Below are 26,115 nucleotides of genomic sequence, written 5' to 3' on the forward strand. Positions count from 1 at the left end.
TCTTATCTTGAAAAGGAGTATTCTCGTTCTACTTTACAGATACGAATAGTATAGCGGTCATACCATTTCGACTTACCCAATGCTTGTGCTTTGAGATGGTCTAGTTGTTGCTTCCAGTCGAGAATCGCTTGTTCGCTTTCCCAATAACTTACAGATATACCCAATTCGTTTCTCGCACTTTCAAAACTTAGGAATCCGGGTTGTTTTTCTGCAAGCGTTTCCATGGCAACAGCCATAGTTTCATACCCTTTCTTTTGTTCGGTGAGCACCGATGTGAATATTACGGCATAGTAGGGTTTCATTCGCTATAAATACCAATGACCAGTTCGCCCTCGGCATTCATATGGGCGCGATACATCCCCGCAGTGTTGAACTCCATCGCAACATTTCCATCTTTATCTATGGAAACAATACCGCCGTCACCTCCCAATTCGGGTACTTTTTTCTGAATGACTTCCTTAGCAGCAGCTTCAAGCGACAATCCTTTGTACTCCATTAAAGCCGAAATGTCATGGGCTACCATGGCTCTAATAAAGTACTCCCCCCATCCTGTAGAAGACACTGCACAAGTTGCATTATTCGCATAGGTTCCGGCTCCTATAATAGGAGCATCTCCAATACGATTCCATCGTTTGTTGGTCATACCACCGGTTGAGGTACCTGCAGCTAGATTCCCATTTTTATCAAGCGCAGCACAACCTACTGTACCAAACTTTGCGTCTTTAATAAACGGATCTGTAAATACCATTTTCTCTGCATCGGCCTTTTGTGCCTCTCTTTCTTTTACACGTTGCAGCGACTGAAATCGATTTTCAGTATAGAAATAAGAAGGGTCTACGAGCTCAAAGCCTTGTTCTTGGGCAAAGGTCTCCGCACCTTTCCCGCTTAGCATGACATGAGGCGAATCGTTCATTACCGATAGGGCGAGATCGATCGGATTTTTAATTTGTGTAACTCCGGTAACTGCTCCTGCATTAAGCGTAGCGCCGTCCATTACCGATGCGTCCAACTCGTTGGTTTCTTCATGCGTAAAGACGGATCCTTTCCCTGCATTGAACAGCGGTGAATCTTCCATAATGTTTATGGTCTTGGTAACTGCTTCCATGGCAGAGCCGCCATTCTTTAGAATTTCATGGCCTGTTCTAATGGCTTCCTCCAACTTCGCTTTATATGCGGCTTCTAATGAGTCGCTCATATTTTCCTTAAGGATGGTTCCAGCGCCTCCATGGATGACAATTCCGAATGTAGGTGCTTTGGTTTCATTTTTTTCTTCGGAAACAGATGCTTCGGAAGAAGCTGTATGTTCATTTTTACATCCAAAAGCGATGAAAATGAGTAAAATAAATGTTAAAATTCTATGTTTTTGCATGATCTTAAAACTTTTTCCGAAGATAGAATAAAATCCGCTGTTTTCCATAGCTAACAGCATTTTTTGATGTCGGAAAATTATACAGATTATATAAATATTATCGATGAAATGCACAAAAAATCAGATAAAGTGTAGTTTTTTTAAATAATTTATATATATTTGAATCAGCATCATGCCCCAAATTTGATGCCCCCCGACTTATGAACCTACTAAGAACTGGCCTACTGGCTATGGCATTAATGTGCCTCGTTACATCTTGTCAAAAAGACGAAGATGTGGTTTCCGAAGAAACCAACTACACTATCGATCTTAACCTTGCAATGGAAACCGACTGGAGAATGGCAGACGAGATTCTCGTGTTGGTAAATGAGCACAGAGCTACTAAGAACCTGGCGCCCATTGAAAGAGACAGACAGCACGCTTCTGCCTTTGCTGTTGATCATACCTTTTATATGATCGATAAAAAACAAATTAACCACGACAATTTTGGAATTCGCTCTGCAGCACTAAAAGACAGAGGAGCCGAAGTGGTTGGAGAAAATGTGGCCTTTGGATACGATACAGCCGAAGGTGTTGTGAACGCTTGGCTAAACAGTGATAGTCACCGAAGCATCATCGAAGGTAGTTATACGCACTCCGGATTTGGAGTACTTACCGATGAAAATGGGCGTTACTATTTTACCCAACTTTTTTATAGAAGATAAAACTATACTTCGTTTTTACATCTAAAGCTTTTGCCGTATTTTTACGTACCAACTCCAAAAAATACGGCTATGGCTATTTCTAAACCATTTAATCTCACCACTTGGATTGAGAACAATCGGGAATTATTAAAACCACCGGTTGGCAACAAGAACCTGTACAAAGATGCAGACGATTATATCGTGATGATCGTAGCCGGCCCCAACGCTCGAAAGGACTATCATTACAACGAAACCGAAGAATTGTTCTACCAATTAGAAGGGAATATCAAAGTGGTGATTCAGGAGGACGGAGCGCGTAAGGAAATGGAATTAGGCCCCGGCGATATGTACCTACATCCTGCAAAAACACCACACTCTCCGGTGCGAGGAGAAGGTTCTATAGGCTTGGTAGTAGAACGAAAACGAGCGGGAAAAGGATACACCGACGGACTACTATGGTTTTGCGATAACTGCAACAATAAACTACACGAAGTCTATTTTGAACTCAACGATATTGAAAAAGATTTCTTACCCCACTTTAATACTTTCTACAACTCGAAAGAACTGCGAACCTGCAATAATTGTGGGAAGGTAATGGAAGCAGACGAACGCTTTACAACCGACTCCTGAACATAGCTAGACATAATAAGATCCAGTGAGGACAATTGCTGTCCATATGTTGCTGCATCTTTATTTTCAAGTTTTATCCTTAGCGTACTACCGTTTAGAATATTCGATCTCTTTTCTTCGGAAAGTCCTCGGGTTCAGTTTCAATTTCTTACTAGGATTCTGTACCTTCGCATCCACTTAGACACAATTTAAAAACAAAGAGCAAAATGGCAACAGTAGCAACTTCCTTCGGAATCGAAGAAGCATTACAACAATTAGGCATAGAAGAGGTAAATCAAGGAACTTCCACAGGGTCCAACTGGTTTTCTAATGGCGAAGAAATCGCTTCGCATTCACCGGTAGATGGCGCTTTAATAGGAAAGGTAACCACGACCTCTAAAGAAGATTATGAAAAAGTAATGGAAAGCGCTACCGCTGCGTTTAAAGAGTGGCGTATACTTCCGGCTCCACAACGAGGAGAGGTTGTGCGTCAATTTGGCGAAGAACTAAGACGATTAAAAGAACCGCTTGGTAAATTGGTTTCTTACGAAATGGGTAAAAGTTACCAAGAAGGATTGGGAGAAGTTCAAGAGATGATCGATATCTGCGATTTCGCAGTAGGGCTCTCACGTCAATTGCACGGTTTTACCATGCATTCCGAACGTCCTGGACACCGAATGTACGAACAATATCATCCACTGGGAGTAGTAGGAATTATTTCTGCTTTTAACTTTCCCGTTGCCGTTTGGGCATGGAACACCGCCTTAGCATGGATCTGTGGTGATGTATGTGTATGGAAACCTTCAGAAAAAGCACCCTTGTGTGGCGTGGCTTGTCAAAAAATTGCGGCCAAGGTATTTGCCAATAACGATCTGCCGGAAGGAATCTCTTGCTTGATAAATGGAGACTACAAAGTTGGGGAATATATGACGACCGATACAAGGATCCCACTTATTTCCGCAACCGGTTCAACACGTATGGGTAAGATCGTTGCAAAAACAGTTGGAGAACGTTTGGGTAAATCCTTACTTGAACTTGGCGGAAATAACGCTATTATCGTTACTCCCGATGCCGATATTAAAATGACCGTGATCGGCGCTGTATTTGGCGCAGTTGGTACTTGCGGACAGCGATGTACATCCACACGTCGTTTAATAATTCACGAAAGCATTTACGATAAAGTAAAAAACGCCGTCGTCGATGCGTATAAGCAACTTCGAATTGGAAACCCGTTAGACGAGAACAACCATGTTGGACCTTTGATCGACACCGATGCGGTAGCCATGTATAACAAGGCACTGGAACAAGTGGTTGAAGAAGGAGGGAACATCATTGTAGAAGGTGGCGTTCTTAGTGGTGAAGGCTACGAAAGTGGCTGCTATGTAAAACCGGCCATCGCCGAAGCAGAACCACATTATAAGATCGTACAACACGAAACATTTGCTCCTGTCTTGTACTTGTTGAAATACAGTGGCGATGTAGAAAATGCATTGGAAATTCAGAATGGAGTAAAGCAAGGATTGTCTTCGGCTATTATGACCAACAATTTGCGAGAAGCAGAACGTTTTCTGAGCCATGCCGGTAGTGACTGTGGTATTGCCAATGTAAATATTGGAACCAGTGGTGCAGAAATCGGTGGCGCTTTTGGTGGTGAAAAAGAAACTGGTGGCGGACGTGAAAGTGGAAGTGATGCATGGAAAGTTTACATGCGTCGCCAAACCAATACGATCAATTATACGACCGAGTTGCCGTTAGCGCAAGGAATTAAATTTGATCTGTAAATTTTCAAAATAGAAAAATAAAGGACCGCTTCGCATGAGGCGGTTTTTTTATGCATTTCGCCCATCCTCTTCAGGATATAGCGTATACACGGGATCGCTTTGCCATACTTTTTTGGTGTCGGCATCTATGATCGACAAAGGACCTTTAAAGGCCGCTCCTGTATCGGTATTCCAGACATTGGCGAAATTGGCGGGCTTGTCCTTGCCTATTCGGGTGGTTGGGGTATGTCCTATAAAGATTTCATGGAACAATGTAAACCGTTTTGGATAGGTAGGATCGTCTTTCGATATGTTGGGATCTAAGGCACAAGCGGTTTCCCACAAGGTTCGGTCCCAGTACACAGTGTTCGGGAAATACTCGTGCTCGGGGCCGTGAAGATTGGTAAAGCCGGCATGTACGTACAGTCGGTTGTCGCTGTCGACATAATAATTTCGAAGGTGTTCCAAGAAAGTAATATGCTTTTCTATTTCTGCTTCGGAAAGTTTGGCGTAACTTTTTTGGCTTGAGAGTCCGCCATGATTCAGCCACATAGGATTGTTATTCTTCTCTTTTAAATAGGTGTATAGAAGCTCGTCGTGATTACCGCGTATAAAAATACATTCATAGCTTTCAGAAAAATCCATTAAAAAAGCAATCGTCTCAGCATTTTCACTCCATCCATCTACGTAATCACCCACAAATATAAATCGGTCATTTGAACGCAATTCCATACGTTCTAACACTTGTTGTAAGGCTCGAAGCCCACCGTGTATGTCTCCAACTACTAAAGTTCTCATTGTGCTAATGCTAATAAAATAACGATAATTGAAACGACAACCAAAATCGCCAAGACAAAGAAAAATATCTTCCAAAATGAATAAGGCCGTTGTCCTGAAATAGCGCCGCTTTGCCCATTAACAAAGAAATTATAGCGCTTGCCATTAAATTGATAGGCACTTACATAGACCGGCAACAAAATATGCTTAAAGGTTTCATCGCTTAGCTTCATGCTAATACTACTCACCCGTTGGGTATCGCCGCCAATATCACGCATGGCCCATCGTCTAGCAATTCGCTCAGCTTCTTTATTCGATTCTAAATGTCCTTCTTTTAAAGGGATGGTATATTTTTCGGTTACAAACCCCGCAAGAAAACCACTATCGAAAGGTTGCAATTCTTTGAGGTCCCAACGCGCAATTTTAGCAGGAATGACACCCGACTTTTGCTGCGATGCTTTAATGAGTGTGTCGTCTACGAACCCGCTTACGGTTCCTGAGGCCGGAGTCCATCGTGTTCTACGTTCCTGTCTTGTACGGGTAACCGTTTTCCCGTTAACGGTTGTTGTGTAAGGCACACTTACATAATAATAATCACCTCGCTGTCCGGTATAATTGGCAAATAAGTTGGCATCGAAAGTCCAATAGGGCGCATATAGCCCTTTGGTATACTGTGGATCGAGCGCAGCTTTCTTTAAATTATTAGGAGCAAACCACAATCCGTCAACCCATTTTTTGAAGATTTGGTGTGCTTTCTTTTGATCCATTTTAAACGGCAATACCGCACCGGGAAGTATCCAATCCTCCTTATAGGCATCTTCAATAATAAGAGGCATGCTGCAATACACGCAATGCAGGGATTTGTAATTCTCTTCTACATGTTGATTGGCCCCACAGTTCTTGCAGTGAAGCATAGTGATGGCTTCGCTGTGCGATTGGCTTCCCATTTCGTTGAGATAAGGCTTTAATTCAAGTTCTTTAAAACTTTTTTCTGAAGCCGGGATCTCTTGCGTATAACCGCAATATTCACATTTGAGTTCGGTCGTGCCCGGAGCATACCGAAGCTCTGCGCCACAATTGACGCAGGATTTTTTTAATTCAGATGTTTGGGTGGTAGGTTGTTGCATTGTTTTTTCTGAAAAACGGTTCTATGTCATTCCGAACCCAATTCGCAAAAGCAGCGGTGGGGAAGGAATCTGTTATTGTAAGATTCCTCGGTCATTCTTCCTTCGGAATGACACTAGACTATGCTCCCGGTAATGGTGGTGGCATGCTTCCGCCTAAAAAGGCCTTTAACTCTTCGATCTCTTGAAGCGGTTTCCAATCCTGCATGCCCTGTTTCCAAACGAGGGTGTCTTTGTTAACGGTTCTATTGGCGAAAAGTGCTTTTAATGCTTCAAACGGTACCGGACCTGCCTGTTGCCCATTAGTAGCATAATAATACTGAACAGCAGCAGGCATTGGAGGCGGTGTACCACTGCCGGCTTGAGCTGCCATGGGTTGTTGCCCGCCCATTTGCGGACTCATGGTATTGCCCATTTGTTGTGCGAGGACAAAGCCCATTCCCATGCCCATACCGGCACCCGCGGTTCCACCTTCGTTAGTGGCGGCAGCTTCAATGGCTTTAGCAGTCTTAAATTTTGTCAACTTGTCAAGATCGAGCTTGTCGATACGGCTATACTCAAAGATCTCCTTTTTAAGGTCTTCGGGCATGGACACATTTTCGATAAAGAATTTTTCAAGGGAGATCCCTACACTGTTGAATTCCGGTTGCATGACCTCGCGACAGGTTTCGGAAAGTTCGGTAGTGTTGGCAGCGTAAAGTTCTATAGGTAGGTTGGCCTCGCCCACCGTATCGGTAAAGCGGGTAGCGATCAAACTTTTTAAATGTTCATTGATCTCGAAATTGGTAAAGTTATTGTCGGTCCCAACAATATCGATGATAAATTTCCCCGCATCATTGATCTTAAAAGCATAGGTTCCAAAGGCACGGATCTCGACCAGACCAAAACGCTCATCGTTCAAGGTTATGGGGTTTTTGGTACCCCATTTCTCGTCGGTGAACAAGTGAGTATTTACAAAATAAACCTCGGCCTTGAACGGACTGTCAAATCCGTATTTCCAACCTTTAAGAGTGGTGAGTATGGGCAGGTTCTTAGTGTTGAGTGTATAGGTGCCGGGTGTAAATACATCGGCTAGCTGTCCTTCGTTTATAAAGACGGCCGTTTGTCCTTCACGAACAATGAGTTTGGCGTTGTTCTTAATTTCATTTTGATAGCGTTCAAAGCGATGTACTATGGTATCGTCGGTATAGTCGAGCCACTCGATGATGTCTATAAACTCATGACTCAGTTTTTCCTTTATTGTATCAAAAATTCCCATGTGGTATTGGTTTTAAAAAGTTGAATTCTAAAGATAAGTAAATTTTTAAACGCAAATGTTACGGCTAGCATAAGTTAATTATACTTCACCTTCCGCAAAATTCGCTGGGCGTCTTTAAAAGCTTGGTAGGCAATTTCGCTGTGTTGCTTTAAAAACGGCTTGGTCTCGAACAGTTTTGTTTTTGCTTCGGAAAAATCGTTCAAGTAACAAATGAGGTAGGTAGCAGGTAGATTCCGAAGGTCTTTTTCTTCCGAAGGAATTAAAGGAATGTTCTTCCGAAGTTTTTCTACCAAGGCATTATTGGCGTTGTAAATATGATGTAACGTCTTTTTGTTGAAACGCGGCGGCTCGAAGATCAATTTGGTGTCTATTTGGTGCGAACCGTTCTCTTTAAAAGTGATCACAGTCTCTTCTAAGGGATAATACCGATATTGGTTATTTAAGCCCAAGTGCACGAATTCGGTGATCTTGAATTCACTGTCGTTAAAGGCGATACTCACTTCGTCTAAGGCAGAATAGAACAGACGAACTTGTTCGTTAATCAATTCTATATCCACTCGCGAATAATAGGTGTTGCCTTTTAGGTGTTTGGTGATGCCCGCCCAACACACCACGAATAACTCTTTAAACACCTTGTAATGCGACTCAAGATCGGGGTGGCGGTGATTTATAAAGTCGATCACACCATCCAGGGTTAGCTCAATATTGTTCTTGGCCTTGTTCTCGATGGCCTGTACGATCTCCGAATTCACATCTTCGATCACAATATCGAAATCCTTTGGCATCGATATACTGCCATCGCGTAAAAAAATGGAGCCGCCCCAATACTTCCAAATGTTCTTACGCAGCGAGGTGATCTTTCCATTGGGTCGAATGGTGACCAGACCAACGACCTTATCGGTTGGCAGGTGCGGAAAGGCCACATTCTCATAAATAATGAGCGGGGCATTGGTCAAGTAAGCATTCACGAGGTTTTGGATCTTACTATCGTCGAAAAAATCCACCCCATTAATCTCATTGGTCTCATCCTCGACCCCTATTACGATATACGAGTTGTTCTTCGGGTTGCTATTACTAAGTGCACAGATGTGTTTTAGGAATTTCGCCTTCCCCTCTTTGGTACCTAGATCGATCTTTCGCTTTTTGTCATAGAAACTACTCTCGTCGTTATGAGCGAGCAGGTTCTTTATTAAAAGGCGTTTGTTGATCATGGGGAGGGATTATTATTTATTCTTATTGTTTATTTTCATTCTTAACTTTTATTAGTCGAATTTAAAACCCTTTTTTTTAGAAGTTTTTAGATAATTGATGAACTTGGAAATTTGGTCGATACAACCTTGAGTTTTCTCCGATAATTGATTGTGCTCATCTATTGAAATGTGCTTTCGATCGGCTGCTCGTTGCAATTGTGCTTCTGTTTCGCAGCAGGAACCTCTTGCGTACCCTAAAAAAACAATGAACTCCTTATTGCCACCTCTTCCGAATCCTTCGGCGATATTATCCATAATGGATCCCGAAGACCGATTAATTTGATGACTTAATTCACAATCTGATCCTAATGATGTTTCCTTGATCAAATTCCAAACATCGTTCGCTATTTCCCTTGCAAGAATATATATTTCCATTTGTTGGTATGAGGTATAATTAGCCATTTAAAAAATTAATATGAATAGATATAATTAATAGAAATATGAATAAAAATAACAATAGGCAATAAACAATAGACAATAGCAATAGACAATAATAATAACAATAAGCAATAATAATATGAATAAACAATACTAGTCCAGCTTACGTTTTATTTACAACCGTACTAGACGCTTGATCCAAACACATGACGGTTAGGTCGGCAATATTCACATGGGCAGGTCGTGTAACCGCGAACCAAATTATATCGGCTATATCTTGTGGTTGCAGTGGGGTATATCCTTGGTACACTTTTTCGGCTCTGTCGCTATCTCCTTTAAAGCGCACTTCACTAAACTCGGTTTCAACCAATCCCGGATTAATGGCACCCACTTTTACGCCAGTTCCGTTGAGGTCGAGTCGCATGCCCTCAGTGATCGCATCTACCGCATGTTTACTTGCACAGTACACATTTCCTTTTGGGTACACTTCTTTCCCGGCAGTCGATCCAATATTTATGATGTGGCCGCTACCGCGTTTCACCATTTGCGGCAAGACAGCGTTGCTTACATAGAGCAGTCCTTTTACGTTTATATCTAACATAGCATCCCAGTCTTCTATCGAGCCGTTTTGTATAAGGTCCAGACCATGTGCATTCCCGGCGTTGTTAATAAGGATGTCTATTTCTAAAAAATCGGAAGGAAGTTGCTGCAATAGTTCATTAATACGATGTTTATTCCTCACATCGAAGCGTAGGGTGTGTACTTTAGTTTTTGTTGAAAGCGCTTCGGAAAGTGTATCGAGACGTTCTTGTCTGCGTCCGCAGAGGATCAACCGAACGCCTTGATGTGCAAATAATTGAGCGGTAGCGCGACCAATTCCTGAAGTCGCACCCGTGATCAGAGCCGTTTTTTGTGCCATGGTTTTTGTTTTTAAATGTACTGTTTCTTTAACATTTTTTATAGTTAAGAGGCGGTTAAATGTGATGTTAATCATCGTTAATCCCACTTATTTTTTTCGCTTCCGAAGGTATCTTAGCACTACTAAAATATTTGAATTATGATCTGGAAAATCTCAATATACCTTTTATTCATAGCACTACCAACTTGGGTGGTGACCGAAACGTTTACTATGAATGAAACCGAAGAAACCGAAGAAGTAGTTACAGTAAACAATAATGAAGCACCTACCGACGGTGCCATTTTAGGAAGTGTAATTGCTCCCGATGCCGATATTATTATTCAGGGATCGAATGGAAACGACATTATTACCGGAGAGACCAATGAGTTGGGTGAATTCTTTATCAAAGGATTTGAAGAAGAAGGGTTTTATACCATTACGATCCAAGCCATTAAAGACACCAAAGTCGCTTCGCATACGTTTAAAGAAGTTGAAATTAGAATGGGTGAAGTAACGGCGCTTGGTACCGTAGACCTTTCCGAAGAAGAGAAACAAAAAGACATGATGGGCGAACCATTGCTCACCGTTCAGTAAGAAAATTAAGATTGATAAGAGAAAGCGGAACTTTGAGATAAGGTTCCGCTTTTTATTTTAACCAATTGTTAACAGCATTTTAGGCAATAAATCTACAATTTGCGTGGTTGTTAACACCCTAAGCCTTTAAAAGATAAAATTAGAAGTATGGAACAAACAAATACTGCCTTGGATATTGGCGCATTAAATGAAAAAATTGAAAAGGAAAGTGCTTTTGTAGAAATTCTATCATTAGAAATCAATAAAGTAATTGTAGGCCAAAAACACATGGTCGAACGACTGCTTATCGGACTCCTAGGGCAAGGGCATATATTATTGGAAGGAGTGCCCGGGTTGGCAAAGACCTTAGCTATTAACACCTTGTCTAAAGCAGTTCACGGCTCATTTAGCCGAATTCAATTTACACCCGACCTACTTCCTGCCGATGTTGTAGGAACGCTTATTTACAACATGAAATTGAACGATTTCAGTATTAAGAAAGGACCCATTTTTGCCAATTTCGTATTGGCCGATGAGATCAACCGTGCGCCGGCAAAAGTGCAGTCTGCTTTGCTGGAGGCCATGCAGGAAAAACAAGTAACTATTGGCGAAACGACCTTTACGCTAGAGCGACCGTTCTTAGTAATGGCTACCCAAAACCCTATAGAGCAAGAAGGAACGTATCCCTTGCCCGAAGCACAGGTCGACCGTTTTATGTTAAAAACGGTAATTAAATATCCCCAAATAGCCGAGGAACAATTGATCATGCGTCAAAATTTAAAAGACGGATTTGAAGAAGTGAATCCGGTGGTTACATTAGACCAAATAAAACGAGCGCAAGCGGCTGTTCGTGAGGTCTACATGGATGAAAAGATAGAAAAATACATACTCGATATTATTTTTGCCACACGTACACCCGAGAACTACAAACTGGCAGATCTAAAGCATTTGATCAGTTTTGGTGCTTCTCCACGAGGAAGTATCAACCTGGCGATGGCTGCTAAATGCTATGCGTTTATCAAACGTCGCGGCTATGTGATACCCGAAGATGTTCGTGCTGTTGTGCACGATGTATTGCGTCACCGTATTGGTATTACCTACGAGGCGGAGGCAGAGAACATTACTTCCGAAGACATCATTAACAAGATCGTTAATGTGATCGAAGTCCCTTAATCCGTTACCTCGCGATCAATTTCTTAGCGTGAAATACCATGCTATTTGTCAATTGCGCTGTATTGCTAACTGCCACTGCAAACTGTTTACACAAACAATGGATACCAAAGAACTTCTAAAAAAAGTACGAAAGATAGAGATCAAAACACGTCGTTTGAGCGATCACGTGTTTGGAGGTGAATACCATAGTACCTTTAAAGGGCGAGGCATGACCTTTAGTGAGGTTCGGCAATATCAATTTGGAGATGATGTAAGGAACATCGACTGGAATGTTACCGCACGATATAACGAACCCTTCGTAAAAGTGTTTGAAGAAGAGCGCGAATTGACCATGATGTTGATGGCCGATATAAGCGGTTCTGAGTTCTTCGGAACCGATTCCCAATTTAAGAATGAAATAGTAACCGAAATTGCAGCAACACTCGCGTTTTCGGCACTACAGAACAATGATAAAATAGGTCTCATCCTTTTCTCCGACGAGATCGAATTGTTCATCCCACCCAAAAAAGGAAAATCGCACGTATTGCGAATTATTCGTGAGTTGTTAGAATTTCAACCTTCCAGCAAAAAGACCGATGTAGGGCATGCCCTAAAGTACCTAACCAACGTCATGAAGAAAAAAGCGATCGTTTTTGTGCTTTCCGACTTTATAACCGATGGCTATAAGGATACTTTAAAGATCGTTGCCAATAAACATGATGTCACGGGAATTCGTGTCTACGACCGTCGAGAAGAAGAGATTCCGAATTTAGGGATGGTGCAGATGCAAGATGAGGAAACCGGCGAATTGCTGTTGGTGCATACGGGAGCAAAAGGCGTTCGAGATCAATACCACCGTTATTACAGAGAACGTGTCGATTATTTTGAAGATGCCTTTTTAAAAAGTGGTGCAGGGGCACTTAGTTGTCGAGTTGATGAGAGTTATGTAAAAAAACTATTAGGATATTTTAAACGAAGAGCGTAAAAATGCTAAACAGAAATCGTTGCCATAAAAATTTCGGTTTGCTCCAATTGGGGCTGAAGCATTGTATGGCTATTGTACTATGTCTTTTTGCGGCTTCAAGTGTAGCGCAGGTTAGTTCTTCGGTCGATTCTACTCAAATTAGAATTGGCGAGGAGATTAAATACGCTATAGAAGTACAGGCCGACACTACCGATCTGGTCATTTTTCCCGAAGGTCAAACTTTTTTACCGTTGGAAGTGATCGAGTCGTACAAGATCGACACCACCTACGAGCAAGCAACGTATCGACTCTCAAAAAAATACGGACTCACACAGTTCGATTCGGGAGCTTATACCATTCCGAAGCAAAAGATCTATATTAATGAGACCTTATTCGAAACCGATTCGATATTGGTAGAAGTTCGGGATGTGCCAGTAGACACCACCAAACAAAAAATGTTCGATATAAAACCCGCACTTCAAGTGAAGGAGCCACCTTTCGATTGGTTGCTATTGCTATACTGGCTTGTTCCGGCCGTATTGGTGTTGGGGATTTTGGTCTATATCTTCTTCCGAAGAAAGAAAAGAAAGGAAGCCGAAGAACAACAATTACCGCCTTATGAAGAGGCTATAACTGCACTACATGAATTAGACAATTCTACCTTGCTTAAAGAAAATCGATCTAAAGAGTATTATTCTCAATTGACCGAGATCGTAAAGCGTTATTTAGATCGAGAGATCGATGATACAGCGCAAGAAAGTACTACCGATGAGCTTATCGCAAGATTACAACTGCACAAAGATGCGGGACATTTCGATTTTGATAATGAGACCATTCGGCATCTCGAACAAATCCTAAAAAGAGCCGACCTTGTTAAGTTTGCCAAAATGCAGCAACAGGCGGGGCAGGCTTCGGCCGATCGCAATACCATAGAGGAGATCATAACCGATACGCATGAAGCCGTACCCGAACCTACCGAAGAAGAATTATTGCAAAATGAACGTTATTTGGAATCACTTCGGAAAAAACGCGAACGCGAAAAATGGATCTGGGGAGTAGGCGGCTTGTTCGTACTGGTTATAGCCGCAGCTCTTGTGTATGGAGGTGTTACAGGGTTCGATAATTTAAAGGATAAGCTCTTCGGAAATGAAATGAGAGAACTGGCTGAAGGCAGATGGATAAAAAGTGAATACGGCAACCCGGCAATAATCATAGAAACACCCGAAGTATTGGTTCGTCAAGAAAATCGAGATTCCTTGGGCAATGTAAAACCAACGATCGTACCTACCCAAATATTTGCAATAGGAGAGCGGTTCGACAAACTGTATGTGCGCATACACACCACCGGCTTGCTACAGAATCTAGGTCCTGATATCGATTTGAATATCGTATTGGAAGAGGTGTTGACCGAATTAGAGGCGAACGGTGCCCTGAACATGATCGTAAAACAAGAGCGTTTTGATACCGAAGCAGGTGTGGAAGGAATTAAAGGTTTCGGAACTTTTACCACCGAAGAAGACGACCGGAACTTTGAATATGAGGTGATCGTATTAAAACAACCAACGGCCTTGCATGTAATTACAATTAGTACCGAACAGGGAAATACCTACGGCTCTCAAATTAAGGAAAGAATAACCAACTCCATAGAAGTTGAAATTCCAAAAACACAAAACTGATGTTCGAAAATTTTGAATTTGTGGATCCGCAGTTTTTTTGGTTGTTTTTACTACTGCCATTGGCAATATTTTGGTATGTGTGGAAACGAAATAGGCAAACAGCAGCACTCAAAATTTCAAGCGTAAAGGGATTTAAAACCTCTAAAAACTGGTTGGCACGCCTACGCCCGGCCCTTTTTATTTTACGCTTGTTAGCGCTTTCAGCCTTGATTGTTGCGATGACTCGACCGCGCACGGTAGACGAATCTACTCGAATTAAAACCACTAAGGGAATCGATATCGTCATGGCGATCGACGTGTCTGCAAGTATGTTGGCACGTGACCTTAAACCCAATCGCTTAGAAGCGCTAAAAACAGTGGCAGCACGTTTTATTAACGAGCGTCCCAACGATCGTATCGGATTGGTAGAATACGCCGGAGAAAGTTTTACAAAAACACCGCTAACCAGTGACAAAAGCATTGTGTTATCGTCCTTAAAAGGAATACAGTACAATAATATTATAGAAGGAGGCACGGCCATTGGGATGGGATTGGCCACAGCGGTGAATCGATTAAAAGAAAGTAAAGCCAAAAGCAAGGTAATTATATTGCTTACCGATGGAGTAAATAACAGCGGATTTATAGACCCAAAGATCGCTAGCGAATTGGCGGTAGAATTTGGCATCAAGGTTTACACCATTGGTTTGGGGACCAATGGCATGGCCTTATCACCAATTGGTATTCGACCTGATGGTGGATTTCAATATGGCAATATGCAAGTAGAGATCGACGAAGAATTGTTAAAAGAGATCGCTCAAACAACGGGAGGAACCTATTTTAGGGCCACGAGTACCACACGATTGGTCGAGATCTACGAACAGATAAACGAATTAGAAAAAACAGATATTGAAGAATTTAAGTATACGAATTACGACGAACTATTTCGCCCATGGGTGCTATTTGCACTTGGACTATTAGGGTTGGAACTGTTGTTGCGATATACACTTTTTAGAAGTTTTATATAAAATGTATCAATTAGAAGAACCTATTTATTTTTATGTACTGTTCGCCATTCCGGTGATCGCGGTGCTGTTTCTATTGGTGCAAGTCTGGAAGAAACACACCCAGAAAAAATTTGCCGATGCTACCTTGCTCAAACGATTAAGTCCCAATCGTTCGGTATTCAAATCAGTGTTAAAAGTATTGGTACTGTGCCTTGCGATAGCATGTTTAAGCTTTGGTTTGGTAAACCCAAAAATTGGCACAAAACTGGAAACGGTAAAACGAGAAGGTGTAGATGTGGTCTTTGCCTTAGACGTATCTAAAAGTATGCTTGCCGAAGATATAGCGCCCAATCGATTAGAAAAAGCGCAGCAGTTGGTTACTCAGATCATCAATAATCTGGCGGGTGACCGTGTGGGGATCATTGGGTATGCAGGGAGTGCTTTTCCTCAAGTGCCTATCACTACCGACTTTTCTTCTGCCAAATTGTTCCTTACCAGTATGAATACCGATATGGTTTCATCGCAGGGTACGGCGATAAACGAGGCTATACAAATGGCAGAAACCTATTACGACGATGAGGAACAAGCCAATAGAGTATTGTTTATTGTATCAGATGGTGAGGACCATGAGGGCAATGCCATAGATATTGCTCAGCAAGCTTCAGAAAAAGGAATCCGAATTTACACCATTGGAGTAGGCACAGTACAAGGAGGGCCCATTCCTATTAAGCGAAACGGAATCCTTCAGTATTACAAGAGAGATGAGAACAATGAGCAAGTGATTACACGCTTAGGTGAAGAAACCTTGCGAGAGATCGCTTCCGAAGCAAACGGAGCATATATTGATGGCAGCAATACCGCAGAAGTGGTAGAAAACGTAAAAGCGATATTGGGAGGGATGAATAAAAAGGAATTTGAAGCAAAACAATTTACCGATTTTAAAGATCAATATCAGTGGTTTATTGCCGGGGCATTATTTTTGCTGTTATTAGATGTTTTTCTATTGGAGCGAAAAACGGCTTGGTTAGAAAAATTAAATTTGTTTAATGAGAAAAGAGGATGATATGAACGATATCTTATTATATTTTTCTTCGGAAAGATTTTCAAAAGCATTATTGTTGTTGTGCTCACTTGTAGCATTTACAGGCAACACAGCCTATGCTCAATTAAATGAGGAACAAACTGAAGCCATACAAGAAGCAAATGTGTATTTAAGTGAAGCGACCGCCGCACTCAATCAAGATAAATTCCCTTCGGCAGAGGCCGAATACAGAAAAGCGATCGCTTTGAACCCCGTGGACGAGACGGGGAAGTACAATTTAGGTACCGCGTACTACGGAAAAGAAAAGAATGCTGAAGCTATGAAACGGTTCTTACAAGCTGCCGAAGTAGCCGAAGCCAAACCGCAAAAACACAAGGCATTTCATAATTTAGGAAATACCTTTATGAACGAAAAAAAGTACCAGGAGGCGGTAGAAGCCTATAAAAATGCGCTACGTAATGATCCTACCGACGACGAAACCAGATATAATTTAGCGCTAGCTAAGAAGCTGTTAGAAGAAGAACAGAAGAACGGCGGTGGTGACGACGGTGATAAAGAACAGAATAAGGATAATAAGGACGATAAGCAAGATCAAGACGATCAAGGAAAGGATCAAGAGGGCGATAAAGGAGACGAAAAAGAGAACAAGGACCAAGGCGACCAAAAAGACGAGAATAAAGAAGGAGAAAACAAGAAGGATCAAGGAAAGCCAGAAGACCAAAAAGACGGTAAAGGCGAGGAGAAACCGCAACAACAACAGCCTGTACCTGGAAAATTGTCTCCACAACAGGTAAAGAGCTTGTTAGAAGCTATGAACAATGAAGAGAAAAAAGTTCAGGATAAGATCAATGCACAAAAAACTAAAGGAGCAAAAGTAAAGTCGAATAAAGATTGGTAATGCTATGAAACCGAAAAATTTCATATACATACTATTTTTTCTGCTGTGCTGCGGAAGCCTGCAAGCACAAGTTTCCTTTGTTGCGAAAGTGAGCAAAAAGAAACTTGGGATCAACGAGCGGGTCCGTGTCGATTTTGAGATGAATCAAGATGGCGACAATTTTAATCCGCCAAAATTTGACGGTTTTCGTGTTGTAGGAGGGCCCAACCAAGCCATTAGTAACTCGTATATTAATGGAAAACGGAGCTATTCTAAAACATTCTCTTATTTTTTATCGCCCTTATCTAAAGGGAAGTTAACCATTGGGCAAGCCACCATTGAAATAGAGGGGGATACCTACAAGACCGTCCCTTTAACGGTAGAAGTGACCGAGGCGGTACAAACGCCAACCGATGGTTACAACGCCGAATTCGTAGCCGATGACAATGTGCATTTGGTTGCCGAAGTATCCAATTCGAATCCGTACTTAAATGAAGCCATCACGGTGGTATATAAAATGTACGTTTCCCGTGATGTGAGTATTACCAGTAATTGGCGAGAATTGGAAACACCTAAATTTGCCGATTTCTGGAGTCAGAATATCGATAATCAAGGGAATTTTAAAGTGTATGACGGGACGTATAAAGGCGAAGACTATCGTTATGTCATTTTAAGAACGACCGTATTATATCCGCAAAAGACCGGCGAATTAGAGATCGAACCACTTACGTTAGATGTCCCTATCGATGTACCTACCAAGCGTCGTAATCTCTTCGGAAGGACCTTAATGACACGTGTTAATAAAACGATATCGGCTGGTAAAAGAACCATTACTGTTAAACCCTTGCCGGAAGCCAGCAAACCAATCGGATTCAATGGCGCTGTGGGATCATTTGAGTTTGACGTAGCGACGAATAAAACGACCTTGAATGCGAATGAAGCATTAGAACTACGAGTGAAAGTATCAGGTAATGGGAATCTAAAACTATTCGATCCGCCAAGTTTAAAGCTGCCAAGTTCACTTGAAGTGTACGAGCCCGAACGCACCGAAAACGTACGTACCAACAGATCTGGAATGACCGGTGAAATTTCTGAAGTATATACGGTGGTGCCACAATATAAAGGACAGTACCCTATTCGGCCCATAAGTTTTTCGTATTTCGATCCTGCCACCGAAAGTTACAAGACATTGACTTCCGAAGAGATCGTAATCGATGTAGAAAAGGGACCTTTGACCGCTCAAGCTACCAACGAGAACACCGGTGAAGCGTCCGGTTCGAAACCTGTAACACTTACGCAGGACCAATTCAAGTTTATAAAACTCGACGCTAATCTCGAGCCAATAGCAACTTCGCCATTCTTTAAATCAACCTTATTTTGGTCATTAATTGGCGGCCCATTGTTGCTCATTCCTCTATTTATTCTTGCGGGTAAAAAACGGAAAGAGCGATTGGCCGATGTAGAAGGCAACCGATTGCGAAAAGCCGATAAATTGGCACGCAGATACCTTTCGGAAGCGAAGCGAAATATGAACGATAAAGCGACCTTCTATGAAGCCTTAGAGCGCGCTTTGCACAATTATTTAAAGGCCAAGCTCAATATAGAAACCTCAGAAATGGCGAAAGATCGTATTGCACGATTATTAGAAGAACAAGGCGTTACATCAGTGACGGTAGGCGATTTTCTTTCAATTCTTAAAAGTTGCGAATACGCTCGTTATACGCCGGCTTCAAATGTAGAAATAAAACAAGACTATAATAAGGCCGCAAATGTAATATCGACTATCGATAAACAAATACGGTAAAATTCTTCCGAAGCAATGAAAAAGATTTGGTACATATTTGTTTTATTGTTTGCTGTTAGCAGTAGCGCACAGAACAACGATTTGTTCGAGCGCGGGGTACAGTTCTATAAAAGTGAAAAATATCAAGAAGCTATTACAGCTTGGAGCTCGGTACTCGAAAACGGCAAACACAGTGCTTCTCTTTATTTTAATTTGGGAAACGCGCACTACAAGCTAAATAATATTGGGCCCAGTGTTTTTTATTATGAAAAAGCACTTCAATTAGCCCCCAACGATAACGATATAAAGACCAATTTGGCCTTTGCCGAGAATGCGAGGATCGACGCTATTGAAGCCTTGCCTAAAACAGTATTTGCAAAATGGTATGAACGTGTTTCGGGCGTGTTCACATTTGACGGTTGGGCTGTCGCTGCAGTGGTGTGTGCGATTAGCTTTACACTTTTGTTCCTGCTGTATTACTTCTCGGTTTCAGAACGTAGAAAACGAATGCTGTTTGCCGGTTCTATGTTTTCGGTGATACTTTTTATCTTTGTGTTAGTGCTAGCCTTTAAAACCTATGGCGAACATGTGAACGACACTCCGGCGATAATTTTTGCTGAAAGTACCGAAGTTCGATCGGGGCCTAGTATGGGAGGGGATGTCGCTTTTGTACTGCATGAAGGTACCAAGGTACAAATTATTGATCGTGACGAAGACTGGGTGCGGATCGCATTGGTCGACGGAAAAGACGGTTGGATGCCGGCAGCTGACCTTAAGCAATTGTAGATTTTAATAATTAATTAACAGCATTTACGTAAATGTATGTTATTTTTGAAATTCGCTAAAAACAAGCTGTATTGAGGTTTAAAAGTACTTTTTTCTTATTAATTTTTGTGTCGTTTCTCGTAACACCGTCGGTAGTGTCTTTAATGGATTCTACTAACGATGTCGCTGTTTTTTTCTCGATGAACGAGGAAGAGAATTCAGACAACAATAAGATTGATATTGAAAAGAAAACGATCCACAATAACAAACAGTCCTTAGAGGGTATTTTAGCAAATCTCGCTTCAGAAAAAACCGTTCAGAAACAAGCTGTTGATTGGAATAGCGTGTATCTGGAAATGGTGTCTCCACCCCCTGAACAACGAGCTCTAAAGAGCTAATACAATACATCTAAAAAGTATTTATAACTTTAAGTTGACAGCGCCTATGGCCTTGTCGACGTCTTTATTTATATATAAAATTATCATTATGAAAGCACATACCAAAGAAACACAAGCAAGCATGACTCCGGCAACAGCCTTGCATGAGTTAAAAGAAGGAAACCAAAGATTTCAAAACAATAAGAAAGCCGATCGAGATTTACTCGATCAAGTAAAAGACACCAGTTCTGGTCAGTATCCTTTTGCAACCATACTTAGTTGTATCGATTCTCGTGTGTCTTCAGAATTGATCTTCGATCAAGGAATTGGAGATATTTTTAGTGCTCGTGTGGCAGGAAATTTCGTGAACGAGGATATCCTTGGTAGCATGGAATTTGCCTGTAAACTAGCAGGAACAAAATTAATTGTGGTCCTTGGTCACACTAGTTGTGGTGCAGTAAAAGGGGCTTGCGATGGTGCCGAAATGGGGAATTTAACAGCCTTGTTGTCTAAAATTAAGCCGGCAGTGAATGCAGTAAAAGAACCAAGCGATGCATCTAAACGTAACTCTGGTAATTTAGAGTTCGTAAATAATGTTGCAGAGAAAAATGTACATCTAACAATTGAAGATATACGCAACAGAAGCGAAATCTTAAAAGAAATGGAAGCCAATGGAGAGATCAAGATCATTGGAGGAATGTACGATATTAACGATGGTTCAGTACAGTTTTACGAATCTTAAATTTATAACACATGTTTAAAGGATTATTTACAAATTTAAGAGGAAATCTCTTTGGAGGAATTACTGCAGGTATTGTGGCTTTGCCACTAGCACTTGCGTTTGGAGTTCAGTCGGGTCTTGGACCTGATGCAGGACTCTACGGTGCAATCTTTATTGGATTCTTCGCAGCTTTATTTGGAGGAACCAATACACAGATCTCAGGGCCAACAGCACCTATGACCGCTGTTTCTATGGTGATTATTGCAGGAATTATTGCCGCTAACGATGGAAACGTCGAACAGGCACTGCCTTATATCTTATTAGTGTTCTTACTAGCCGGACTTATGCAGATCGTATTAGGTCTTGTGGGCGTTGGAAAATACATAAAGTATATTCCGTATCCCGTGGTATCCGGATTTATGACGGCGATTGGTGTAATTATCTTGATCACACAGATCTTACCAATGTTAGGATACTATACACAAGATGATCAAGAATTTATCGATCAATACACGCCAATGGCAGAAGAAGTACTGCTCGATAAGATATTAAAAGAAGAAGCAGGAGAAGGTATTTTGGTGCTGGAGGATTTTAGAGAAACAATAACTCGAGCGGAAAGAATAAATGACGAAGATATTCAGAACGAAGCTATAGTGTTGGCAAAATCGGCAAGTTCGGGAGTATTAGGCGCAATTAAAACGTTACCACGTGCCCTGCAGAATATCAATTGGCTCGAATTTATCTTGGCACTAGCAACCATATTTATTATTTATGGGTTTAAGCGAATCACTACCGCAATTCCAAGTACATTGGTAGCGTTAATTGTCGTGTCTGGAGTCGCTTATTTTGCCAATCTAGGATATCGACCTATAGAGCAAATACCGGAAGGGTTACCATTGCCAAATTTTGAAATGTTTACAAGTTTCAGTTTTGATGTGATTTCACCGTATGTGTTTACCGCATTAACCTTGGCGTTCTTAGGAGCGATCGACTCCTTACTTACTTCGGTGGTAGCCGATAACATGACCAAGACCAAGCATAAACCAAACAGAGAATTGGTAGGACAAGGAATTGGTAACAGTATCGCTGCATTTTTTGGTGGTATACCTGGTGCCGGAGCAACCATTCGTACCGTTGTAAACATTAACAGTGGTGGTACAACTCGTCTTTCGGGTATGATCGCCGCATTATTACTCTTAGTGGTCTTATTAGCCTTAGGTCCTGTCGCATCACAAATACCCGCAGCCGTATTGGCCGGTATTTTAATTACCGTAGGTATAGGAGTGATGGACTACAAAGGATTAAAAGCAATACCTAATATGCCGAAGAGTGAAATTGCCGTTATGATGGTAGTATTGCTACTAGCGGTGTTCTGGAATCTTGTATATGCTGTAGGTATCGGACTAGTAATGGCATCGTTGATCTTTATGAAGAAGATTGGAGATGTTACCGCAGCACGTGCTAAAGTGGTTCCACTTGGAGTTGCAGACGAACTGGGATTACCTTGGAATGACGAGAACAATCTTCCGGAGAGACTAAAAGAAGAAGTGTTCATTAAGCGTTTGGAAGGTCCTCTTTTCTTCGGAAACACATCCGATTTCCAAGAATTGGCTGGTGCGATTCCACCAACGGCAACGCATGTTATAATTAGATTGGGTAAAGTGCCATACATGGATCAATCTGGATTGTATGCAATGGAAGAGATCTTATTGCGATTAAGTCGTAAAAACATAAAGATCCTTTTTGTAAATCTGCAACAACAACCAAGAGTAATGATGGAGGGCATCGATATTGTCCCCGATCTGGTTCCTGAAGAACAAATCTTCGGCTCTTTTCCGGAGGTAATGAAATATATTAGAACTAACGTTAAAGACGTTGTTTAAATTAAAATCAAAGCCCGCAGCAATGCGGGCTTTTTTTATGCTTGCGTAGTATCACTTTCTCTAATTGGTACTTCTTCTTCTACTTCATTTTCTTCATCTTCACTTCGGAAAGTCTCTACTTCCTCAAGGATGAACGGAATCACCAATGGTGCTAAAGAAGCAATTGGAGCATATAATATAGAATTAGCTTTCTTTTCTTCGGAAATTACATACCCGCTAATAGATGTGGATGCATTCAGAAACATAAATAACACACTTATCATAAAGGCATATTTTACCAGATTGAATACACCACCCAACAGTTTATTAAAAATTCCTAATGCCGCAAAATCCAACATTTTTGTTAGTAATTTTCCTGCCAAGGACACTAATGAAACGATGGCGAAAAAAGTAACCGCGAAAGCCACCAAATTTGTGAGTTGTTCGCTCCAATCGAACCAACTGGATATATAATCGGCAGCAAAATCTGAAAAGTAGACGGCACCATACACACCTACTACGATACCCACTAAAGAGGCCAAGGCGACGAACAGTCCTTTTTTAAACCCTACATAGAAACCTAGTAAGAGGATAATTCCTAAAACGATATCGATTGCGTTCAATGGTGTCAATTTATCGTAAAGATACTATTTCCGTCGAAATGCCGGTCTCAGCACCTTATGATTGTCCTAAAACACCGTATCTTTGCACTTCAATTATGGCAAGAGATGAACTTTTAAAAGCGCGATGGGAAGCAGTAGTAGAACTACTCAGCAACCAATTTGCCGATGGCGAAACCCTAGATTTGGATGCGATCATCTATTTGGTGGGGCTCCAAGAATTAGGACAGTTGCATCGAAAATTTAAAAAAGACGAAAAGATCAACCTAATGCATATTGCTATCTGTAGGTTGTTGGAGCCTTTTGGATATTATGAATTCGATTATTTTGATGAACAAGGTTGGCCTCATTATAAGATCGTTGAACAACTACCACCGCTAAAAGCAGGAGAACAAAGTGTTTTAATGAAAGAGGCTATCGTTCAGTATTTTCTGGAAAAAGAGGTGATAGTGTAGCAAATAAAATACGTAATTTTGCAGCTTTGAAGAATTGTAAGCGATGATAGAGACGATTAAAAAACATATTGAAGAAGTAGAATCCTTTTCAGCAACTACCAAAGAAGAGGTAGAATCCTTCCGAATTAAATACTTAGGAAAGAAGGGTTTGCTAAATGAATTTTTTGCAGCTTTTAAGGAGGTGCCTAACGATCAGAAAAAGGAGTTTGGTCAAGCGGTTAATACGTTAAAGAACACAGCCCAAAATAAAGTTACGAGCTTAAAGAATACGCTGGAAGCTTCCGAAGAGATAAAGGGTAATTACGGCGATTTGTCGAGACCTGGCGAACCCATCGAACTCGGGTCGAGACATCCTATCTCCATTGTAAAAAATAGGATTATCGAAATATTTTCACGTATTGGATTTAATGTTTCTGAAGGTCCCGAGATCGAAGATGATTGGCATAATTTTACAGCACTTAACTTACCGGAATATCACCCGGCTCGAGACATGCAAGACACATTTTTTATCCAAACAGATCCTGATGTGTTATTGCGTACGCATACCTCTACAGTTCAAGTGCGATATATGGAAAACAACAAGCCACCAATTCGCACGATCTCTCCCGGACGCGTGTATCGTAACGAGGCGATATCTGCAAGGTCGCACTGTTTCTTTCATCAAGTAGAAGGGCTGTACGTGGACAAGGGCGTTAGTTTTGCCGACCTCAAACAAACACTTCAATATTTTACGACAGAGATGTTCGGCAAATCCAAAATCCGTCTTAGACCTTCTTATTTTCCTTTTACCGAGCCAAGTGCTGAGGTGGATGTATATTGGGGACTAGAAACAGAAACCGACTACAAGATGACAAAAGGAACGGGTTGGTTAGAAATTATGGGTACCGGAATGGTCGATCCCAATGTGTTGAAAAACTGTGGTATCGATCCTGAAGTATATTCTGGTTTTGCCTTCGGAATGGGAATTGACCGTATTGCTCTACTACTACATCAAATCCCGGACATAAGAATGTTTAGTGAAAACGATATTCGTTTTTTAGAACAATTTAAGGACGCCTACTAAATTCAATTCTTTTATGAAGAAGGATATTAATTTTCACATTGCTGAAAAGGTGCAGATCGTGGCCGTAAAGGAATGGGATAAGGAGTTTTCTGCGCAACAATGGAATGTATATCTTGTCAACAATCGAAACGAGCCTATCGAAATGGTGTTGGTGCTGTCACGAGGAACAACTGCCCACAAGAAAACTGCGACTTTACGTCATGGGCTAGGTGATATCGCAGCGCATTCAGCTGCAAAAGTCGAAATGATCATCGATGAAGTACTTAGTTTTACCAATGAATATTTGGTAACATTTTTTTCTGAAAACAAGCTGTATGAGAAAAGTTTTGTTTTTCCAGCCAACCGTATTAACGAATCGAATACCATCGAAGTAGAGGTCCTTCAATTGAATGGGGTATTGGCCGAATAATTCAAAGAGTTTCTAAAAATTAAAAAACCCCCTTGACACTGTCAAGGGGGTTTTCTTTTGGTTGGTTATTATTCGAGTTTTACTCGATGATCAAACGTTTTACAACGCTTGCGTCTTGACTGGTTATTTGAACCATGTACACTCCTGATGCCAATGCAGACACATCGATACTACGCTCTCCTTGCATGTTGCTAAGGTCGGTAGTACTAATGAGCTTACCATTTACATCATAGATCACAGCGCTGTCTAATAGCACATTCGAGCTGTTGGCGATCGTCACTTGGTTTGTAGCCGGATTCGGATACATCACAATGGCAGTGTTAAGTGCATTGTCTTCTACACCAAGGATACTCTCTACGGTAAGTTCGAACGTACAGGTAGCTAAGTTACCATACTCGTCTTCTGCTGTTAGGGTCACTGTATAAGTACCATCTCCTATCAAGTCTCCTGCAGCAGGATCTTGAGTAGTAAGTACCACAGGATCGGTACAGTTGTCTGTAGCCGTTGCTTCCCCTGTAGCGAAGTAATCTGGCACTTCATAGAACAAGTTTCCTTCTCCTGGATCAACTGTTTGGTCTGCCGGACAGGTAAGTACCGGAGCCAAGTTGTCTACCACAGTGATCATAGAAGTACAAGCTGCAATGTTTCCACTGGCATCACTTGCAAAGACCATGGCCGTGATAGGTG

Annotated in this window: 28 protein-coding genes; 18 read left to right on the forward strand and 10 right to left on the reverse strand. The window is 41.4% G+C overall.

Annotated elements, in window-relative coordinates:
* Positions 1-2 precede the first annotated feature (2 nt).
* Together DWA30_RS02435 and DWA30_RS02440 are read right to left on the reverse strand one after the other, a co-directional pair.
* Positions 3-302, reverse strand: a complete 300-nt coding sequence (locus DWA30_RS02435) for an antibiotic biosynthesis monooxygenase family protein (RefSeq protein WP_114490940.1) — start codon at positions 300-302, stop codon at positions 3-5.
* Complete coding sequence (locus DWA30_RS02440) at positions 299-1,417, reverse strand: isoaspartyl peptidase/L-asparaginase family protein (protein ID WP_245933844.1); 1,119 nt, start codon at positions 1,415-1,417, stop codon at positions 299-301. Before DWA30_RS02440 ends, DWA30_RS02435 begins: the two co-directional genes overlap by 4 nt.
* A 152-nt stretch (positions 1,418-1,569) precedes the next feature.
* On the opposite strand from DWA30_RS02440, the gene DWA30_RS02445 reads away from it, so the two are divergent.
* The 3 genes from DWA30_RS02445 to amaB all read left to right on the forward strand — a co-directional run bounded on the left by DWA30_RS02445 (position 1,570) and on the right by amaB (position 4,442).
* The gene (locus tag DWA30_RS02445) at positions 1,570-2,073 is read left to right on the forward strand and encodes a CAP domain-containing protein (RefSeq protein WP_114490941.1); all 504 of its coding nucleotides are present in this window, start codon (positions 1,570-1,572) and stop codon (positions 2,071-2,073) included.
* 69 nt (positions 2,074-2,142) lie between these two features.
* On the forward strand, positions 2,143-2,682 hold the full coding sequence (locus DWA30_RS02450; protein ID WP_114490942.1) for a 3-hydroxyanthranilate 3,4-dioxygenase: 540 nt from the start codon (positions 2,143-2,145) through the stop codon (positions 2,680-2,682).
* Positions 2,683-2,888: 206 nt separating this feature from the next.
* The gene (gene amaB / locus DWA30_RS02455) at positions 2,889-4,442 is read left to right on the forward strand and encodes an L-piperidine-6-carboxylate dehydrogenase (protein WP_114490943.1); all 1,554 of its coding nucleotides are present in this window, start codon (positions 2,889-2,891) and stop codon (positions 4,440-4,442) included.
* A 48-nt stretch (positions 4,443-4,490) separates the two neighbouring features.
* Here the strand turns inward: amaB and DWA30_RS02460 are convergent, their stop codons facing one another.
* The 6 genes from DWA30_RS02460 to DWA30_RS02485 form a co-directional block, all read right to left on the reverse strand.
* Positions 4,491-5,219, reverse strand: a complete 729-nt coding sequence (locus DWA30_RS02460) for a metallophosphoesterase (RefSeq protein ID WP_114490944.1) — start codon at positions 5,217-5,219, stop codon at positions 4,491-4,493.
* Positions 5,216-6,325 carry a TFIIB-type zinc ribbon-containing protein gene (locus DWA30_RS02465; RefSeq protein ID WP_114490945.1) on the reverse strand — a complete coding sequence of 370 codons (1,110 nt, stop codon included), beginning with the start codon at positions 6,323-6,325 and terminating at the stop codon, positions 5,216-5,218. The genes DWA30_RS02460 and DWA30_RS02465 overlap by 4 nt, the downstream gene beginning before the upstream one ends.
* 118 nt (positions 6,326-6,443) lie before the next feature.
* Complete coding sequence (locus DWA30_RS02470; protein ID WP_114490946.1) at positions 6,444-7,580, reverse strand: SPFH domain-containing protein; 1,137 nt, start codon at positions 7,578-7,580, stop codon at positions 6,444-6,446.
* A 74-nt stretch (positions 7,581-7,654) separates the two neighbouring features.
* Entirely contained in the window at positions 7,655-8,791 is a 1,137-nt protein-coding gene (locus tag DWA30_RS02475) for an ATP-binding protein (RefSeq protein WP_114490947.1), read from the reverse strand.
* Between the two features lie 51 nt (positions 8,792-8,842).
* Positions 8,843-9,232, reverse strand: a complete 390-nt coding sequence (locus tag DWA30_RS02480) for a four helix bundle protein (RefSeq protein ID WP_114490948.1) — start codon at positions 9,230-9,232, stop codon at positions 8,843-8,845.
* A 139-nt stretch (positions 9,233-9,371) separates the two neighbouring features.
* Positions 9,372-10,127: an SDR family NAD(P)-dependent oxidoreductase gene (locus DWA30_RS02485; protein ID WP_114490965.1), complete on the reverse strand. Its 756-nt coding sequence runs from the start codon at positions 10,125-10,127 to the stop codon at positions 9,372-9,374.
* A 138-nt stretch (positions 10,128-10,265) separates the two neighbouring features.
* Here DWA30_RS02485 and DWA30_RS02490 point away from each other — a divergent pair, with 138 nt between their 5' ends.
* The 12 genes from DWA30_RS02490 to DWA30_RS02545 all read left to right on the forward strand — a co-directional run bounded on the left by DWA30_RS02490 (position 10,266) and on the right by DWA30_RS02545 (position 22,902).
* Positions 10,266-10,700 carry a hypothetical protein gene (locus DWA30_RS02490; RefSeq protein WP_114490949.1) on the forward strand — a complete coding sequence of 145 codons (435 nt, stop codon included), beginning with the start codon at positions 10,266-10,268 and terminating at the stop codon, positions 10,698-10,700.
* Between the two features lie 147 nt (positions 10,701-10,847).
* Positions 10,848-11,852, forward strand: coding sequence for an AAA family ATPase (locus DWA30_RS02495; RefSeq protein WP_114490950.1), 1,005 nt, complete (start codon positions 10,848-10,850; stop codon positions 11,850-11,852).
* Between the two features lie 97 nt (positions 11,853-11,949).
* Complete coding sequence (locus tag DWA30_RS02500; RefSeq protein WP_114490951.1) at positions 11,950-12,816, forward strand: DUF58 domain-containing protein; 867 nt, start codon at positions 11,950-11,952, stop codon at positions 12,814-12,816.
* A 65-nt stretch (positions 12,817-12,881) separates the two neighbouring features.
* The gene (locus tag DWA30_RS02505) at positions 12,882-14,471 is read left to right on the forward strand and encodes a DUF4381 family protein (RefSeq protein WP_168421722.1); all 1,590 of its coding nucleotides are present in this window, start codon (positions 12,882-12,884) and stop codon (positions 14,469-14,471) included.
* Entirely contained in the window at positions 14,471-15,475 is a 1,005-nt protein-coding gene (locus DWA30_RS02510) for a vWA domain-containing protein (protein WP_114490953.1), read from the forward strand. The genes DWA30_RS02505 and DWA30_RS02510 overlap by 1 nt, the downstream gene beginning before the upstream one ends.
* A 1-nt stretch (position 15,476) precedes the next feature.
* Positions 15,477-16,517: a vWA domain-containing protein gene (locus DWA30_RS02515; protein ID WP_114490954.1), complete on the forward strand. Its 1,041-nt coding sequence runs from the start codon at positions 15,477-15,479 to the stop codon at positions 16,515-16,517.
* Positions 16,501-17,394 (forward strand): tetratricopeptide repeat protein, encoded by an 894-nt coding sequence (locus DWA30_RS02520; protein WP_245933845.1) that lies wholly within the window; start codon positions 16,501-16,503, stop codon positions 17,392-17,394. Before DWA30_RS02515 ends, DWA30_RS02520 begins: the two co-directional genes overlap by 17 nt.
* Positions 17,395-17,398: 4 nt before the next feature.
* A complete protein-coding gene (locus DWA30_RS02525) occupies positions 17,399-19,177 on the forward strand; it encodes a BatD family protein (protein ID WP_114490955.1) in 1,779 nt (592 codons plus the stop codon).
* A 15-nt stretch (positions 19,178-19,192) separates the two neighbouring features.
* The gene (locus tag DWA30_RS02530) at positions 19,193-19,942 is read left to right on the forward strand and encodes a tetratricopeptide repeat protein (protein ID WP_114490956.1); all 750 of its coding nucleotides are present in this window, start codon (positions 19,193-19,195) and stop codon (positions 19,940-19,942) included.
* A gap of 107 nt (positions 19,943-20,049) precedes the next feature.
* Positions 20,050-20,319, forward strand: coding sequence for a hypothetical protein (locus DWA30_RS02535; RefSeq protein ID WP_136073137.1), 270 nt, complete (start codon positions 20,050-20,052; stop codon positions 20,317-20,319).
* Between the two features lie 46 nt (positions 20,320-20,365).
* Positions 20,366-21,040 carry a carbonic anhydrase family protein gene (locus DWA30_RS02540; RefSeq protein WP_114490958.1) on the forward strand — a complete coding sequence of 225 codons (675 nt, stop codon included), beginning with the start codon at positions 20,366-20,368 and terminating at the stop codon, positions 21,038-21,040.
* A gap of 11 nt (positions 21,041-21,051) precedes the next feature.
* Positions 21,052-22,902 carry a SulP family inorganic anion transporter gene (locus DWA30_RS02545; RefSeq protein ID WP_114490959.1) on the forward strand — a complete coding sequence of 617 codons (1,851 nt, stop codon included), beginning with the start codon at positions 21,052-21,054 and terminating at the stop codon, positions 22,900-22,902.
* Between the two features lie 35 nt (positions 22,903-22,937).
* Here DWA30_RS02545 and DWA30_RS02550 read toward each other — a convergent pair whose 3' ends face one another.
* A complete protein-coding gene (locus tag DWA30_RS02550) occupies positions 22,938-23,504 on the reverse strand; it encodes a CvpA family protein (protein WP_114490960.1) in 567 nt (188 codons plus the stop codon).
* A gap of 95 nt (positions 23,505-23,599) precedes the next feature.
* Here DWA30_RS02550 and DWA30_RS02555 point away from each other — a divergent pair, with 95 nt between their 5' ends.
* The 3 genes from DWA30_RS02555 to DWA30_RS02565 are packed head-to-tail and all read left to right on the forward strand — an operon-like array spanning position 23,600 to position 25,428.
* Positions 23,600-23,956, forward strand: a complete 357-nt coding sequence (locus DWA30_RS02555; RefSeq protein WP_114490961.1) for a hypothetical protein — start codon at positions 23,600-23,602, stop codon at positions 23,954-23,956.
* 43 nt (positions 23,957-23,999) lie between these two features.
* Positions 24,000-25,019: a phenylalanine--tRNA ligase subunit alpha gene (gene pheS, locus DWA30_RS02560; protein WP_114490962.1), complete on the forward strand. Its 1,020-nt coding sequence runs from the start codon at positions 24,000-24,002 to the stop codon at positions 25,017-25,019.
* A 13-nt stretch (positions 25,020-25,032) separates the two neighbouring features.
* Positions 25,033-25,428: a hypothetical protein gene (locus DWA30_RS02565; RefSeq protein ID WP_114490963.1), complete on the forward strand. Its 396-nt coding sequence runs from the start codon at positions 25,033-25,035 to the stop codon at positions 25,426-25,428.
* Between the two features lie 79 nt (positions 25,429-25,507).
* Here the strand turns inward: DWA30_RS02565 and DWA30_RS02570 are convergent.
* The coding region (locus DWA30_RS02570; protein WP_114490967.1) for a T9SS type A sorting domain-containing protein at positions 25,508-26,115 on the reverse strand (608 nt) is incomplete at its 5' end.

Source organism: Candidatus Ulvibacter alkanivorans, from assembly GCF_003333325.1.
GTDB lineage: Bacteria > Bacteroidota > Bacteroidia > Flavobacteriales > Flavobacteriaceae > Ulvibacter_A > Ulvibacter_A alkanivorans.